General features: G+C 56.2%; 18 protein-coding genes and 1 tRNA gene. 7 read left to right on the forward strand and 12 right to left on the reverse strand.

What is annotated here, in order from left to right:
- Positions 1-189 precede the first annotated feature (189 nt).
- From AOP6_RS08980 to AOP6_RS08990, 3 genes are all read left to right on the forward strand, one after another.
- Positions 190-489 carry a hypothetical protein gene (locus tag AOP6_RS08980; protein WP_155876411.1) on the forward strand — a complete coding sequence of 100 codons (300 nt, stop codon included), beginning with the start codon at positions 190-192 and terminating at the stop codon, positions 487-489.
- Positions 490-533: 44 nt separating this feature from the next.
- A complete protein-coding gene (locus AOP6_RS08985; RefSeq protein ID WP_213194529.1) occupies positions 534-764 on the forward strand; it encodes a hypothetical protein in 231 nt (76 codons plus the stop codon).
- A gap of 260 nt (positions 765-1,024) precedes the next feature.
- Positions 1,025-1,726 carry a response regulator gene (locus AOP6_RS08990; protein ID WP_155876412.1) on the forward strand — a complete coding sequence of 234 codons (702 nt, stop codon included), beginning with the start codon at positions 1,025-1,027 and terminating at the stop codon, positions 1,724-1,726.
- Positions 1,727-1,761: 35 nt separating this feature from the next.
- On the opposite strand, the gene cmoB is transcribed toward AOP6_RS08990, so the two are convergent.
- The 6 genes from cmoB to AOP6_RS09020 all read right to left on the reverse strand — a co-directional run bounded on the left by cmoB (position 1,762) and on the right by AOP6_RS09020 (position 5,098).
- Positions 1,762-2,733 carry a tRNA 5-methoxyuridine(34)/uridine 5-oxyacetic acid(34) synthase CmoB gene (cmoB, locus tag AOP6_RS08995; RefSeq protein WP_155876413.1) on the reverse strand — a complete coding sequence of 324 codons (972 nt, stop codon included), beginning with the start codon at positions 2,731-2,733 and terminating at the stop codon, positions 1,762-1,764.
- A complete protein-coding gene (cmoA, locus tag AOP6_RS09000) occupies positions 2,726-3,466 on the reverse strand; it encodes a carboxy-S-adenosyl-L-methionine synthase CmoA (RefSeq protein ID WP_155876414.1) in 741 nt (246 codons plus the stop codon). Before cmoA ends, cmoB begins: the two co-directional genes overlap by 8 nt.
- 23 nt (positions 3,467-3,489) lie before the next feature.
- Positions 3,490-3,771, reverse strand: coding sequence for an antitoxin (locus AOP6_RS09005; RefSeq protein WP_225897264.1), 282 nt, complete (start codon positions 3,769-3,771; stop codon positions 3,490-3,492).
- Between the two features lie 81 nt (positions 3,772-3,852).
- Positions 3,853-4,158, reverse strand: coding sequence for a rhodanese-like domain-containing protein (locus AOP6_RS09010; RefSeq protein ID WP_155876416.1), 306 nt, complete (start codon positions 4,156-4,158; stop codon positions 3,853-3,855).
- Complete coding sequence (locus tag AOP6_RS09015; protein WP_225897265.1) at positions 4,155-4,706, reverse strand: nitroreductase family protein; 552 nt, start codon at positions 4,704-4,706, stop codon at positions 4,155-4,157. The genes AOP6_RS09010 and AOP6_RS09015 overlap by 4 nt, the downstream gene beginning before the upstream one ends.
- An 11-nt stretch (positions 4,707-4,717) precedes the next feature.
- Positions 4,718-5,098 (reverse strand): hypothetical protein, encoded by a 381-nt coding sequence (locus AOP6_RS09020; RefSeq protein ID WP_155876417.1) that lies wholly within the window; start codon positions 5,096-5,098, stop codon positions 4,718-4,720.
- Between the two features lie 203 nt (positions 5,099-5,301).
- Between AOP6_RS09020 and AOP6_RS09025 the strand changes: the two genes are divergently transcribed.
- The gene (locus tag AOP6_RS09025) at positions 5,302-5,685 is read left to right on the forward strand and encodes a hypothetical protein (RefSeq protein ID WP_155876418.1); all 384 of its coding nucleotides are present in this window, start codon (positions 5,302-5,304) and stop codon (positions 5,683-5,685) included.
- 1 nt (position 5,686) lies between these two features.
- Here AOP6_RS09025 and AOP6_RS09030 read toward each other — a convergent pair whose 3' ends face one another.
- The 6 genes from AOP6_RS09030 to AOP6_RS09055 form a co-directional block, all read right to left on the reverse strand.
- Positions 5,687-6,139 carry a hypothetical protein gene (locus tag AOP6_RS09030; protein ID WP_155876419.1) on the reverse strand — a complete coding sequence of 151 codons (453 nt, stop codon included), beginning with the start codon at positions 6,137-6,139 and terminating at the stop codon, positions 5,687-5,689.
- Between the two features lie 163 nt (positions 6,140-6,302).
- Positions 6,303-7,079, reverse strand: coding sequence for a 4Fe-4S binding protein (locus AOP6_RS09035; protein ID WP_155876420.1), 777 nt, complete (start codon positions 7,077-7,079; stop codon positions 6,303-6,305).
- A 117-nt stretch (positions 7,080-7,196) separates the two neighbouring features.
- Complete coding sequence (locus tag AOP6_RS09040; protein WP_155876421.1) at positions 7,197-7,529, reverse strand: nitrous oxide-stimulated promoter family protein; 333 nt, start codon at positions 7,527-7,529, stop codon at positions 7,197-7,199.
- Between the two features lie 165 nt (positions 7,530-7,694).
- A complete protein-coding gene (locus AOP6_RS09045) occupies positions 7,695-8,414 on the reverse strand; it encodes a Crp/Fnr family transcriptional regulator (protein WP_155876422.1) in 720 nt (239 codons plus the stop codon).
- An 86-nt stretch (positions 8,415-8,500) separates the two neighbouring features.
- A tRNA-Leu gene (locus tag AOP6_RS09050) sits at positions 8,501-8,587 on the reverse strand.
- A gap of 80 nt (positions 8,588-8,667) precedes the next feature.
- Complete coding sequence (locus tag AOP6_RS09055; protein ID WP_225897381.1) at positions 8,668-10,341, reverse strand: NFACT family protein; 1,674 nt, start codon at positions 10,339-10,341, stop codon at positions 8,668-8,670.
- A 196-nt stretch (positions 10,342-10,537) separates the two neighbouring features.
- Between AOP6_RS09055 and AOP6_RS09060 the strand changes: the two genes are divergently transcribed.
- From AOP6_RS09060 to AOP6_RS09070, 3 genes are all read left to right on the forward strand, one after another.
- Positions 10,538-11,821 carry an O-acetylhomoserine aminocarboxypropyltransferase/cysteine synthase family protein gene (locus tag AOP6_RS09060; RefSeq protein WP_155876424.1) on the forward strand — a complete coding sequence of 428 codons (1,284 nt, stop codon included), beginning with the start codon at positions 10,538-10,540 and terminating at the stop codon, positions 11,819-11,821.
- Positions 11,822-12,009: 188 nt separating this feature from the next.
- Positions 12,010-13,302, forward strand: a complete 1,293-nt coding sequence (locus AOP6_RS09065) for an O-acetylhomoserine aminocarboxypropyltransferase/cysteine synthase (RefSeq protein WP_155876425.1) — start codon at positions 12,010-12,012, stop codon at positions 13,300-13,302.
- A gap of 172 nt (positions 13,303-13,474) precedes the next feature.
- A complete protein-coding gene (locus tag AOP6_RS09070; protein WP_213194530.1) occupies positions 13,475-14,359 on the forward strand; it encodes a lysophospholipid acyltransferase family protein in 885 nt (294 codons plus the stop codon).
- Positions 14,360-14,363 lie beyond the last annotated feature (4 nt).

The raw sequence follows: 14,363 nt of genomic DNA on the forward strand, positions 1-14,363 counted from the left end.
AAATCATCCACCACTTAAAATAGTTTTTTAGCTGCAATTTCAGTCAGTTAAGAATAAGAACACCTGAAGGGGCCCGCTTTCAGCTTATCGAATGAATATTCTGCTCATACAGGGTCCAGCACGCCGATCTTAAAAATACGCCCTCGCTTGGTTAATTTTATTTATTGATTTCAATATGATAGCGCCAACATGAGTAATTTTTTATTTTTTGGCATGGAGCATGCTCAACTAAAAGGCAAAGGGGACACAGAGAGAAACCCCACAGGAGGAAATATGAAAAGCCTATACAACGCCTTATTGAGCATCCTGATCTTCGCCGGGTCCGCTTTTGCAGCCGGCCCCGCCATTGAAAGTCAGGGCATTTTGATTCCTTTGTTTATCGGCTTCGTGGTTCTGCTACTTCTTAACCAATTCGTCCCGGGTTTGCTTCGGTTGACTTCCCTGTTCAAGGGAATAAGTCATTGTTCGATCAACCGCCGGATAAACTGAACGGCAGAAAGTGACAACCGTTCAAAAATGAAAAGGAGGACACTATGAAAACCATGACCAGTATCGCCATCGCTGCAACTATCCTGTTTGGGTCCGCCTCCTCAGTTCTGGCCGCCACCGGCATGCGGGAAGACAACAGCGGTATCATCGTATGGGTCTTCCTTGGCTTCTGCGCCCTGATCATTGTCGCCCAACTCCTTCCTGCCATCCTGCTGGCTGTCGGCATGGTTAAAGGTCTTGCCGGAACGACCGTAAAAGCATCTCAGATCAACTGAACCTGAACATCTCAGGCGGTTGCACATATCGTGTGACCGCCTGAGAAATGGTCAGCATCCGCTGCACTTCCCTTCGGTTAATACTCACCATAGAAAAATCAAATAAAATTTTGTGGCCCTCTTTTTGCTTACATTCGGCTTGTAATATCTGAAGTATGGCCGAAAGCCGTCTTTCGGGCACATGCAACCCTGCCTTAGACGTTCTCTTCGGGAAATAACGGCATCCTGATCCCGCTATATGACAATTAAAGGAGAAAGAGGTGGAACAAAAGAAGATCCTGCTGGTGGATGATATCGGGCTTTTTATTGCCATGGAAAAAGAATACCTGCGCCGGGAAAACTGTCTCCTTTTGACCGCCCGCAGCGCCAAGGAAGCCCTTGAGAAAACCCAGACGGAAAAACCGGATCTGATCTTCATGGATCTTTACATGCCTGACGGTGATGGGGACGAGGCCTGTCAGGCTATTAAATCGGATCCCGGACTTTGCCATATTCCGGTTGTCATGGTGACCAACAGTCAGGACGAAAAAGACCGTGAGCGCTGCCAGAAAGCCCGCTGCGACGCCTACATCAACAAGCCGATCGATCGCAATATTTTCCTGACCACGGCTTATCGTTTTCTAAAAATTGCCGACGAAGATATCCGCCGTCGAAAGGTTCACCTGGATGTCCTGTACGGACCGGACCGGGAACAGATGGTGCAGCGCAGAAGTATCGACCTGAGCCCCGGTGGCATGTTTATCGAGACGGACCGCATGCTGCGTCGCGATACAGAGATCCATCTGGAATTCACTCTGCCCGGCGAGGAGACTATACACTGCCGCGGTCGAGTTGCCTGGGCCAACCACAAAAACTGGCTGCACAAAGCGGATGCCCCTCCGGGTCTGGCCATTCAGTTTGTGAACCTGCCCCAGCCTTCCCAGGAAATGATCCGACAATTTCTGCGCGCCGGCCTGGGATAAAAGCTAAAACGAGTCGCAGGCCATCGTTGTGCGCCTTAACGGGCGTTGGCGAGCAGAATGGCACGAAGGGGGGCAGGATAACCCTCTATCGTCTTTCCCCTGTCACGGGGATCGAGAAAGTCCTGCAGCGATTCCGTCTGGATCCACTCCGTTCGGCGCTGTTCGGCGCCGGTGGTCGGTGTGATATCGATGCAGCGGACGTTTTCAAAACCTGCCCGCTGCAACCAGTGCGTCAGACAGGTGACCGTGGGCAGGAAATAGACATTATTCATCTTCGCGTAGCGCTCGGCAGGACAAAGCGCCATGTCCCCTTCCCCCTCGATAATCAGCGTTTCCAGCACCAGCTCGCCGCCCCGGCGCAGGTTGTGGCGCAACTCCATGAGGGCGTCGATGGGCGAGCGACGGTGATAGAGAATCCCCATGCAGAAGATCGTATCGAAGTAGCGTCGCAGCAGCGGCATTTCCTCGAACTTGACTGGCAGGCCATAGAGGTTGGGAACACGGGCGTAGTGCTGGAGCAGGCGATATTGGAAGTAAAAGGTGAGATAAGGCTCCAGGCCGATTACGCAGCGAGCCCCTTCTCCGGCCATGCGGTACATGTAGTAGCCGCTGCTGCTGCCGACATCGAGAACCTTACGGTCATGCAAAGACGCGATCTGGTCCTTGACCCGGTTCCACTTCAGAGAGGAGACCCACTCGCTGTCGATGTCGATGCCGAACAGGCTGAAAGGCCCTTTGCGCCAGGGACTGTAACTTTTCAGGGCGTCCAGCAGAAGATCACCGGCGATTTCGTCTCTGTCCGCCGCCGTGCCGATGCGGACAGCGTCGGCCGTCAGGTCAAGAGAAGAGGCGGTCAACTCTGGCAGTTCGGCAAAGGTGCGCAGATAGCGCTGCCCCTTGACATCCACCTGCCTGATGTACTTCTCCTTCCGATCCAGCAGCTCCGCTAACGGCTCCGCATAGGAGCCCAGCTCCAGCGCTTCAGCATCGCGGATGAGGTTATGCATTCTCGCCCTCTTTCTGGCCAATGAGGGACGCGAAATTGAACCACTTTAGCCAAACATCCATGCGCACAAAACCGGCCTCGCTCAGGCGCTGCACGTGAGCCTCCAGGGTCTCGGGAATCAACACGTTCTCCAGGGCTTCACGTTTCTGACTGATTTCCATCTGCGAATAGCCGTTCTCCTTTTTGAAACGGTAATAGAATTCCTGCTGCATGGCATCGAAGGCGGAGTCGGCGTGGACAACCTTTTCGGTCAGCAGCAGGATGCCGCCGGGCCTCAGCCCATTGTAAATCCGGCCAATCAGAGCCGTTCGGGCAGCCAGGGGCAGAAACTGCAAGGTCAGATTGATGATAACCACCGAAGCGTTTTCCAACGCAACCTCGCACACGTCACCGAGAACAAGCTGCACATCCTTCTGCCGGGCATGACCGCACAGGCGGTTCCGATAAGCGTCGAGCATGGGAGACGAGTTGTCCACGGCGACCATGTTAAAGGGCCGTTCAGCCAATTCCTGACAGAGACAGAGACCCAGATTGCCGTTGGAGCAGCCAAGGTCATAGATGAGGCTGCCCGGCTGATAATAACGGGCGGCCAGCTGGGCCTGACGGCGAACATTCTCACGATAGAGGGGGACGGAACGGCCGATCATATCATCGAAAACACGGACAACCTGTTCGTTGAAGGCGAAGGGTTCGACCTGTTCTTTTTTCTCAGCAAAAACCTTATCCTGCTTCATTTTGTATCCTTGACGTAGAGCGATCAGATGCCGCTGTCGCTTTCGAGCAACGCCCGCAGCTTGATGATTTTGCGTTCCACGGCCTTTTGCACCCTCTCCTCGCCGAACATATAGGTCAACTGACCCACCATGAGAGTGACGTCGGCCAATTCTTCAATAATGACCTCTTCTTCGACCTTGCCCCGCTTGAGGTGCTTAAGGGAGGCAATCAGCTCGGCGCATTCTTCCACGGCCTGGTCGTATTGGGCCTCTTTCCCCCACTTGGAGAGAGTAGCCCGATAAAGTTCCTGATAATCCATCATCATCCTTTGGCACAGCCAAAAGAAACAGAGGGGAAAACGCCCTCCCCTCTGTCCTTCAGACCGGATGTCCTGTTGTTGTTCTGATTACTTTTCCAGGGGCAAAGACGCTTTTCGCCAGGCAGCCATCTGCCCGTCAAGAAGATCGGCCCGGTAGCCCCGCTTCAGCAGCAGCGCGCGGGCCATTTCAGCCCGCGGACCGTGCTCACAGACCACGACGACGGGCACCTGCTGATCCTGCGGCAGCCGGGCCAGGCGAAAAAGGAGTTTCCACAGGGGCGCATGCAGAGCGCCTGGGATATGGCCGCTTCTGTATTCGAAGCCGCTACGCACATCAACGACACAGGGCGGCTTCTGCCCCTGCAGCCTCTTGTTCAGATCGATCGCTTTCATTGCCGGCTCCGGCCGAAACCGTTGGTGTGAATACGTTCGGATTTGAGGCTCTCAGCTGAATGGCCGGCCTTTTCTTCCCCAGGATAACCCAGGCCGATGATCGCCTCGACCCGGTAGTTTTCAGGAATATCAAGAAGCTCGCGGACAAAGGCCTCGGCGCTTATCTTCTCATCATGGGGGCGCAGCCGAATCTGCACCCAGCAGCTTCCCAGACCGAGGGACGCGGCCGTCAGCTGCACTATGGTGGCAGCAATGGAGCAATCCTCAATCCAGACATCGCTCTTGCTCTCATCGGCGCAAATGACCAAAGCCAAGGGAGCCCCGGCGAGAAAAGTCGAGCCATGCTGTTTTGACCGGGAGAGCCCTTGCAGCAGCTCGGGCCTGGTGATCCACAGAAATTCCCAGGGATCGTTCCCGCGAGACGAATAGGTGCGCAGCACCGCTTCGGTAAGCATGGTGACCGTCTCAGCCTCGACGGCTGTGTCCTCAAAAACACGAATGCTTCGACGCTTTTGCAGCAGGGAAAGCAGCATAGGGGCTTCGCTCAAAAGAGACTCCTCTAACGCACGGGGTTAAAAACGACCTGCTCTCTGGCCTGTTCCAGGGGCACTTCATAACCGTCAGCATCCACCAGACGGAGGTTACGCTGACAACGGGCGCAGTGAAAAGCCCAATATGTTGCAGGGACTTTAACCGTACGCCCTTGGGCATCCTTCTGGAATTTGACGCTGTCGTACTGTTGCCAATCGGTGAGTTTCCTCCGGCAGTGCGGACAGAAGGGCCTGATTTTACGATCCCACAACACGTCAAACTGATGGACAAAACGACGATACTGCCAGCGTTTATACAGCAGCCAGGTCAACAGCACACCGGCAAAGCCTCCAGCCACCCCCAAACCCACCAGGGGAAGTGAAGCACTACTATCGGGCAAAAAATTCAAAACCATCCTCCTTGCCGGCAAACGGCTCCTACAGGGTCTACGACCTGCAAATGGCGACAGAATACCCCTTTGAACAGAATGCTGTCAATTCCTTCGAATGGCTGCCTCTCCTTGCATTATGACACCGTCGCGATATGCATGTAGGCAGAGGCTACTTTGTCGCCGACAAAAAAACGCAGGCTAACCAGGGAAGGACACATGAAATGAAAAAGGGATGGATACTCGGAGGAGCGCTTCTGCTGCTGTGTGGTTGCAGCTTTCCCACCTATGAATGGCGTCATCCGCAGGGACTGGAGCAGACGACCCTCGAAAGGGACAAGGAAGAATGCTACCGCTACGCCAATCAGGCCATTCCCCCCTCTTACTACTTCGACGATGCTTTTCTATGGGCAGACCCCTACGGGGATCTGCGCTGGCCTTACCACCGGCACCCCTACTATCCCCACAGCTTCAGCTACAACTATCCCGGCTATTGGGGATTTTCCTCACACTTTTATTTCCGCTACCGCGACGACATTTTCAAGGCCTGCATGAAAGGGAAAGGCTGGCGCCTTGAACGGGTGGAGGAAAACAGCAGAAAAAAATGATTTACTGAAAAAGGGCCCAGACAAAGACCCCGGCCATATACAACACGACCAGAATGCCCAGAAAAATGAGGACCGCCGCCACGGGGGGATAGGTTTTTCCATAGATTCTTTTTAAAGGGGGAGCCGGCTGCAGAAACTCCTCCTCCACCGCCGCCAGGATGTCCCCATTGCGGGCAGGCATGATGGACCTGAGCCCGCCGATAAAGTCTTCGGCGGTAAACTTGCGGGTCTTTTTCGGCGCGACGACAAGCAGGGTGCGCTGCTGCGGCGAGATTTCCCGTTCCACCGTCAAAAAGGTGGAGAAGAGGTCCAGATTGAAGGGCTTGCCGTATTTGGCCCCCTCAAGTCGCAGAAGCCAGGGTTCCTCGGCAAAGTGCTCCCGGACCGCCACCCCCGTCGGCAGCTCAACTCCTTCCCGGGTTAACTCCCAGCCAGCCAATAGCCGTTCTGCCATAGTCCCTCCCCTTTAGTTGTCTGAAGACGCCTATCGTCCAGGACGTTACGCCATCTTCGTCTACCAGTCAACAAGACGGCCGAACCATGCTGCTCTTTCCTGAAAAAAGCCCCACCGGAAAAGGTATCCGGTGGGGCTGGGATCAATTAACGATGAGGTTGAATCACGACATTCTCTCGCCCTGAATGCCTATTTTGACAGTCTGCAGAGGGATATCCTTACCACTGGCGGCCAAGGCCTGGCGTACGATGGCGACCAGCCCGGAGCAGCAGGGCACTTCCATGTGCAGCACGGTAAGACTTTTGATGTCGTTTTTCACCAGCATCTCGGTGAGTTTGTGCAGATACGCCTGGCCGTCGTCGAGCTTGGGGCAGCCGATGAGCAAGGCTTTGCCCTGCAGAAAATCCTTGTGGAAGTCGGCGTAGGCAAAGGGCACGCAGTCGGCAGCGAAAACCAGCTCAGCCCCTTGCAGAAAGGGGGCGGTTGGCGGCACCAGGTGCATCTGCACCGGCCACTGCCGCAGCTGGGACTGACGGCTGCCCGCTTCTGCCTCAGCATCGTTTGCGGGCGCAGAAAAGCTGCGCAGGGCCGAACCGGGGCACCCCCCGCCAGTCGGCGGCGTCATCGACATGACCCTCGACCCCGGGCAACCACCCTGACCGTGTCCGTGTCCATGGGATGGCGCAGGCGCCTTGTCGACGGTTTTTTGCAGGTGTTGCTCCACGGCCTCTTCATCGAAGGCATCTGCCTGCCGCTTTTCAATCGTTATGGCACCCTGCGGGCAGTCGCCCAGACAGGCACCCAAACCGTCACAGAGGTTTTCAGCCAAAAGGCGCGCCTTGCCGTCGATGATCTGGATGGCCCCTTCGGCGCAGGCAGGGACACAGAGGCCGCAACCGTCACATTTTTCTTCGTCGATTCTTACGATTTCCCTGATCATGATGCGCTCCGTTCTTTATTAAGAGGGTGATTGTTTTCTTTTATGGTGCTCATTCTAGAGGAATCCTGCCGCCATCGCCTTGACCGGAATCAAAAAAAACGGGATTAGGACATTAATTTAAAAAAAGTAATGCCAGAGAAGATCCAGACGCCCTCGCATGATCAGCTTTTTTCCTGAAAAACGCATAATTTCCCGCACCTTCTCTCGATGTCCCGGCCGGTAGCAGTGAATATGACAGCCTTTGCAGTCCGGTTTGGGATCGAGGGGACACTTGATGCGCCGGCTGAAGGCATATTCCAGGAACTCCCGACATTCGGCACAGAGAGTAAAGCGGGAGAAATCCATGCCGTCAAATGCAGGAGAAGTCTTTTCCCCCTCGTGGTGGGCATGGCAGTAAACCGAGGTAAAAAGCGCTAAAACACGAAGGTCTTTTTGTTCTTTGCGGGTCATGGTTCAAGTCTCCCAAAGCAGCAGGTGAGAATGCTGGAGAGAAGAATAAAACAATTGGCGGCGCTATTCCTTGACGGCCGTCAAATTTTAACGGAAATCGATCAGGGGAAAAAAGTCAGGAGAGATAGTTGTCACAAAACGAGGGTAGATTGCTCCAGCACCCCGTTATTCTTTATAGGTCTGGGCCAGATCTTCAAGACGGTCACGGTCGAGGATGTCGATGACCTTGCCTTGGACGGCAATCAACTCGTCATCGGACAGCTTGCGCAGGGTGCGGGAAAGGGTTTCACTGACCGTACCAAGGTTGGAGGCCAGCTGCGTCTTGGAAATCCCCAATTCGATGCGTTCGTCCTCGTCGCCTGCCACCTCGAGCAGATAGCGGGCCAGGCGGGCCGGCACATCCTTAAAGGTCAGCTCTTCAATCTGCGTGGTGAACTGGCGCAAAAAACGTGAGAGACCGGCGATCATGTTGATGGCGATGCGTGAATGCTCGTGCAGGAGGGTGAGGAATTCCTTTTTGGGGAAGAAAAGGACCTGTGAGGCCTGCAGTGGCTCAGCGTAGGCAGGGTAGAGGCCGTTGCCGAAGATGGCCGCCTCGGCAAAGGTGCCGCCGGGATGGATGATGTGCAGGATACGCTCCTTCCCCTCGGGCGAGAGCTTGTAGATCTTGACCTTGCCGCTGAGCAGAACGTAAAAGCCCAGGGCCTTCTCCCCGTCAGCGAAAAGTACTTCCCCCTTGGCGTGCTGGCGAACCTTGCCGACCTGTTGCAGATAAGACAGGTCTTCCTCGGTCACACCGGCAAAGATAGGGCATTTTTTTAGAATCGCATCGATATCCATAGCAGGCGGATAGTAGCAGAGAGGGCCGTTGCCGGCAAGATGCAAAGGGAAATAAAAAATCCAACTCTCCAGGGCAATACCTGTGTTGAGTTGGATTTGTGACTCCTGAAGAATCAGGAGGTTTTTTCTGTTGGTGCCGAAGGGGAGACTCGAACTCCCACGGGACTACTCCCACTAGACCCTGAACCTAGCGTGTCTACCAATTCCACCACTTCGGCTTGAAACGTGGGCTTTTATAACAAAACGATTTATCCAATGCAACAAAAAAAATCACAAAAACAAGGGGCCCCTGAAAAAGCTATAGGGGCCGCAGAGGCGGCACCAGCACGGACGAAAAACGGCTGACCGTCACCAGTCCGGGGCGCGCCCCTTTGGGCTTGTGCACGGCCTTTCCTTCGGCCACCATCACCTCGACTTTGGTCTCGTCCTTGCCGCGGGAGTAGCCGGCGGCGATACGGGCGGCAAAGAGCCTGTCCTCCGCCGGGATGTCGCCGGCATGCTGTTCCCTTTTGAGAACGACATGGGCGCCCGGCATATCCCGGGCATGAAACCACAGATCGTCGTCGGCAGTTAGCTGGCGACTGACATAGTCGTTGGTACGGTTGTTCTTACCCCAGCAGATCGTAAAACCGCCGGGACTCTGGAGTCGACGCACCTGTTCCCTGGCGTCGCTCGGACGGCGGCGGCCGCCACTCCAGCGCGCGCTGGTCCGGATCAATCCGGCCTCTTCCAGTTCGGTGCGGATAGCGACCAACTCTTCGGCTGTGTCCGCCTCATCGAGAGCGTAGAGCATTTCCTGCAGCCACTCTTTTTGCTCTCGGGCCTCGTCCAGTCGGCGCAAAAGGTGGATCTCCCCCCGCCTGCCTTTTTTGAAGCGGCGGAAATAGCATTCGGCGTTCTCCTGTGGGGTAAGCAGAGGATCGAGCCCAATGGTAATCGGACAGGGAGGCTGGGCATGATAATCTTCCACCGTGATTTCGTTCATGCCACGGCGGACGCGATAAAGATTCGCCACCAGCAGTTCACCGAGTTGCCGCTGCCGGTCGAGCTCCGTCAGGCCTTCCTGTTCCTGGTCGAGTTTCTGCAGCCGTCTGTCGAGGCGCTTTAGCCCACGCCGCACGGCCTCCTGCATTTCTTCCTTACCACCGGCGTTCCCGGTAGCCCCTTCCCTCTCTCCATAAAAACAATCGGCGGCGGCGGCGAAGCTGGCAAAGGTGCGCTGGCTGCTTACTTCCAAAAACTGCACATCAAAGGGGAGCAACAGTGATTTCCCCTCAATCTCCACAATCTGGGGGACAAGCGGCTCGAAAAGCCAGCGCTTGCGAAAGGACTCCAAAACCACTTCGGGGGGCAGGCCAAGACGGACCCCCGCCGCCAGGTCGCGCGCCACCACAGGGGTCATGGGAGCCACTTCCCGTTTGAGCCAGCCCTCGAAATCATCAGCCTGCCGAAAAGCCTCAGGAACTGTCAGGGGCACATCCGACAGCAGCGTACGCGGGCGGGCCTCGGGCAGACGGTAGGGAATGCCCGGCATCAGGGCTCGTTCGCCCAGGGCGTGGGTTTCGCGCTTGAGACAATCGACAACGCCGCCGTCAGCATCGACCAGAATCAGATTGCTGCGCCCTCCCAGCAGCTCAGCCATCAATCGGTAATGTTTGTCATCCTTGCCGGCAAAAGTCAGTTGCACCACGCGTTCACCGGGAATCTGCTCGATGGCGAGAAGTCGGCTGAGACGGGCCCGCAGCAGTTGGCAGAAACGCGGGGGCGAGGCAGGATTGGGAAAAGTTTTTTCGGTAAGATGAAGACGACTGGCGCGGGGGAAGGTCGAAAGCAGCAGGCGACTGTCGCCGTTGCGATTCCAGAGACGCAGAATGATATCCTCGGCATCCGGCTGATAAATCTTGCGAATCAGGGCGCCGGGGAGGACTTCTTCCAATTCCCGCACCATGGCCGCAATGGCAAAGATATCCATGTTCACGTAGTTTTATGCCTTTTCAGTGTAAAAAGCAGGAATCCAGCTACCGATGTTCAGCAGAAACACAGTCATAAGGATAACGGAGTCGCTTGCGGCGCTCAAGTTTTTCATTTAAAAAAGCCGTCAATCTGCTATCATGTCCGACCTGCGTATCACCTGACATCAGAAGCATCTTCGCAAAAGGGAGGTCCCTATGGACAAGAACTGGAAACTAGAGACCCTGGCCATTCAGGCAGGTTACAGCCCCAAGGCCACGGAACCGCGTATCGTTCCTATCGTGCAGAGCACGACTTTCAAATATGACAGCGCCGAACATGTGGCCAAACTGTTCGATCTGGATGCCGCCGATCCTTTTTACACCCGTCTCGGCAACCCGACGACTTCAGCCTTCGAGGCTAAGATTGCCGCTATGGAAGGGGGCGTCGGTGCGCTGGCCACCTCCGCCGGACAGGCCGCCTCCACGCTGTCCATCCTCAATATCTGCCGCTCCGGCCAGCACATCATCTCGGCCAGCACCCTGTACGGTGGCACCTACTCCCTCTTTGCCAACACCCTGCCCAAGATGGGCATCGAGGTCACCTTTGTCGACCCTGAAGCGCCTCTGGACGAACTCAAGAAACACTTCCGCACCGAAACCCGCGCCATTTTTGCGGAGACCATCGGCAACCCCGGCCTGAATGTGCTCGATTTCGAAAAATTCTCCACCCTGGCCAACGACATGGGTGTCCCCCTCATCATCGACAACACCTTCGGCACCCCTTATTTGTGCCGTCCCTTTGAACACGGCGCCCACATCATTGTCCACTCAACCACCAAATACATCGATGGCCATGCCACCAGCGTCGGTGGCGTCATTGTCGACAGCGGCACATTTGACTGGACCTCGGGTAAATATCCCGAACTGACAGAGCCGGACTCCAGTTACCACGGCCTGCGCTACGTGGAGAAGTTCGGGCCGATGGCCTACATTATCAAGGCCCGCGCCCAACTGATGCGCGACATCGGCACCACCCCGGCCCCCCTGAACTCTTTCCTGAACAACCTTGGCCTCGAAACCGTCGCCTTGCGCATGGAGCGCCACAGCAACAACGCCCTGGCTCTGGCCCAGTATCTCGAGGAGCACCCTGATGTCAACTGGGTCAACTACCCGGGGCTGCCCAGCCATCCCAGCTACAGTCGCGCCCAGAAATATCTGCCCAAGGGAGCGAGCGGCGTGCTCACCTTCGGCATCAAGGGAGGAAAAGAGGCCGGCATCAAATTCATGGAGAGCACCAAACTCATCGCTCTGGTCGTGCACGTTGGCGATGCCCGCTCCTGTGTCCTGCACCCTGCCAGCACCACCCATCGTCAGCTTACCCCGGAACAGCAGCTGGCCTCCGGTGTTTCGCCCGACCTCATCCGCCTTTCTGTGGGCATTGAACACATCGACGACATTATTGCCGATGTCGAACAGGCGCTGCGTGTCAGCCAGCAATAAACCGCTTGCCACCACAACACTACGAAGCGGGTCCGTCAGGGCCCGCTTTTTTTGTCCTCCTCTCTGCTCCAATTAAACCTTGCCTTGCGGCAAAACATTTGCTAAATACCGGGCTATATTCCCTATCGTTTTACTATGAATTTGCAATCCCCATCAATTTTTCTCTAAGATTCCATATGGAGGTCGACATGGCTGATATCAAACGCGGCATTGGTACCCAGGCCCTACATGGTGGTCAGCAACCGGACGCCGCCACCCGTTCACGGGCGGTGCCGATTTACCAGACTACCTCCTACACCTTTGATTCAGCCTCTCACGCCGCCAGGCTCTTTTCCCTGGAGGAGCAGGGGAACATCTATACCCGCATCATGAACCCTACCACCGACGTGCTGGAACAGCGTCTGTCAGAGATGGACGGCGGCAGCGGTGCCCTGGCCATGGCCTCGGGCTCGGCGGCCATCAGCCTGACCATCCTTAATCTGGCCAGCGCCGGCGACAATATCATCGCGTCCAGTCACCTTTATGGCGGCACCTACAATCTCTTCAACCACACCCTGCGCCGCTTCGGCATCCGTGTCCGTTTTTTCGACCCGGCCGCCCCCGATACTTTGCCCGCTCTTATCGATGAACGGACGCGGGGTATTTTTGTGGAGACAATCCCCAACCCTAAAAACTGCGTCATTGAGTTCGCGGCCATCAGCGACATGGCCCGGGCACAGGGGGTTCCCTTGATCGTCGACAACACCGTGGCGACACCTGTTCTTTTCCGACCCATCGAGCATGGCGCCAATATCGTCTGCTATTCGCTGACCAAGTTTATCGGCGGCCATGGCACCAGCATCGGCGGTGCCGTTGTCGATCTGGGCAATTTCGACTGGGGCAACGGGCGCTTCCCCGAGTTCACCACGCCGGACCCAAGCTACCATGGTCTGGCCTACTACCCGGCCCTGGGTCCGCAGGCTTTCATCCTGAAGATGCGGCTGACCTTGCTGCGGGACATGGGACCCAGCATCTCCCCTTTCAACAGTTTTCAGATTCTGCAAGGCATTGAGACCCTGCACCTGCGCATGCCCCGCCACTGCGAAAATGCCTTGGCCCTTGCCCGCCACCTGGAACAGCATCCTGATGTCACCTGGGTCAACTATCCGGGACTGCCCAGCCATGCCGACCACCAACGTGCCCTCAAATATCTGCCCGAGGGTCAGGGCGCCATCCTCGGCTTTGGCATCAAGGGGGGCAAAGAAGCGGCAGCCCGCTTTATTGACCATGTGCAGCTTGCCAGCCATCTGGCCAATATCGGCGATGCCAAGACCCTGGTGATCCACCCGGCCTCGACCACCCACCAGCAACTTACTCCCGAAGAACAGCAGTCGGCGGGGGTGACGCCCGATTATGTCCGGGTATCCGTGGGCATTGAAAGCATCGAGGATATCCTGGCCGATTTCGACCAGGCCCTGCGAGCGGCCCGCCCCTCGCACTGAAGCGATTCACTCTGCACAGCGGCATTCTGACCGCCGGAATTTTTCAAAACAACGGGCAGGGTGTGGTGACCACCAAACCGCATCCTGCCCTGCCCCTTTTTATTGCCAATCCCGCCTGTGCATGCTAAGCTCCTGCCGCTTCTTTGAGCTCAAATTCCTGCTACCAGGGCCCATGAAAAAACGATTTTTCAAAAACCGCCTCGAATATATTCTCTTTCTTCCCTTGGCCTTTCTGGCCCGGGTTCTGCCTCGGGATGTCGCTTTGGGGCTGGGCGCCCAACTGGGCTGGTTCAGCCAGTTCCTGCTGCCTAAACGGGCATTGCAGGCCCGCGACAATCTACGCCAGGCTTTCCCCCATATGTCCGCACCCGAAATGAAGCAGACGATCGACGACATGTTCCGTCATCTAGGCAAAAGTGGGATGGAGATGTTGCAGCTCGACCAGTTCCGCACCGACGAGGATGTACAAAAATACTTCACGTTCCACGGACTGGAAAACCTGAAGGAGGCGCAGGCCCTTGGGAAGGGACTGTTCATTCTCACCGGTCATCTCGGTTTTTGGGAGGTGGGGACCTTCTTTCTGCCCCGACTCGGTGTCCCCGTAGATTTCGTCGCCAAGAAGATGAAAAACCCTTATATAGACGCCTATTTCCGAAGGCTTCGTGAAGCCGGTGGCGGCCAGGTGATCGACGCCAAGCACGGTGCCCGCCGCATCGTTAAAGCCCTGGGCGAACAGCGGGCCGTGGCTATATTGCTGGACCAGCACATCTCGCCGCCCGCCGGCATCAAGGTGAATTTTTTCGGGCGGCCGGCCTATACCACCCCCATCATCAGCCAGATGGCCATGAAACTCGGCACGCCGGTGGTACCGGCTTTTTCCTATCGCAAGGACGACAACCACTACGACATCGTTTTCGAGCCGATGCTGGTTTTCGACAAGGACAGCAGCGAAGAGGCGGCCCAGCGCAACACCCAGGTTCTCACCGACCACATTGAAGCCGCCGTGCGCAAGAAGATTACCCAGTGGTTCTGGGTGCACAAGCGCTGGCGGGCTTAAACCA

It is taken from the genome of Desulfuromonas sp. AOP6 (assembly GCF_009731355.2).
Taxonomy (GTDB): domain Bacteria; phylum Desulfobacterota; class Desulfuromonadia; order Desulfuromonadales; family SZUA-540; genus SZUA-540.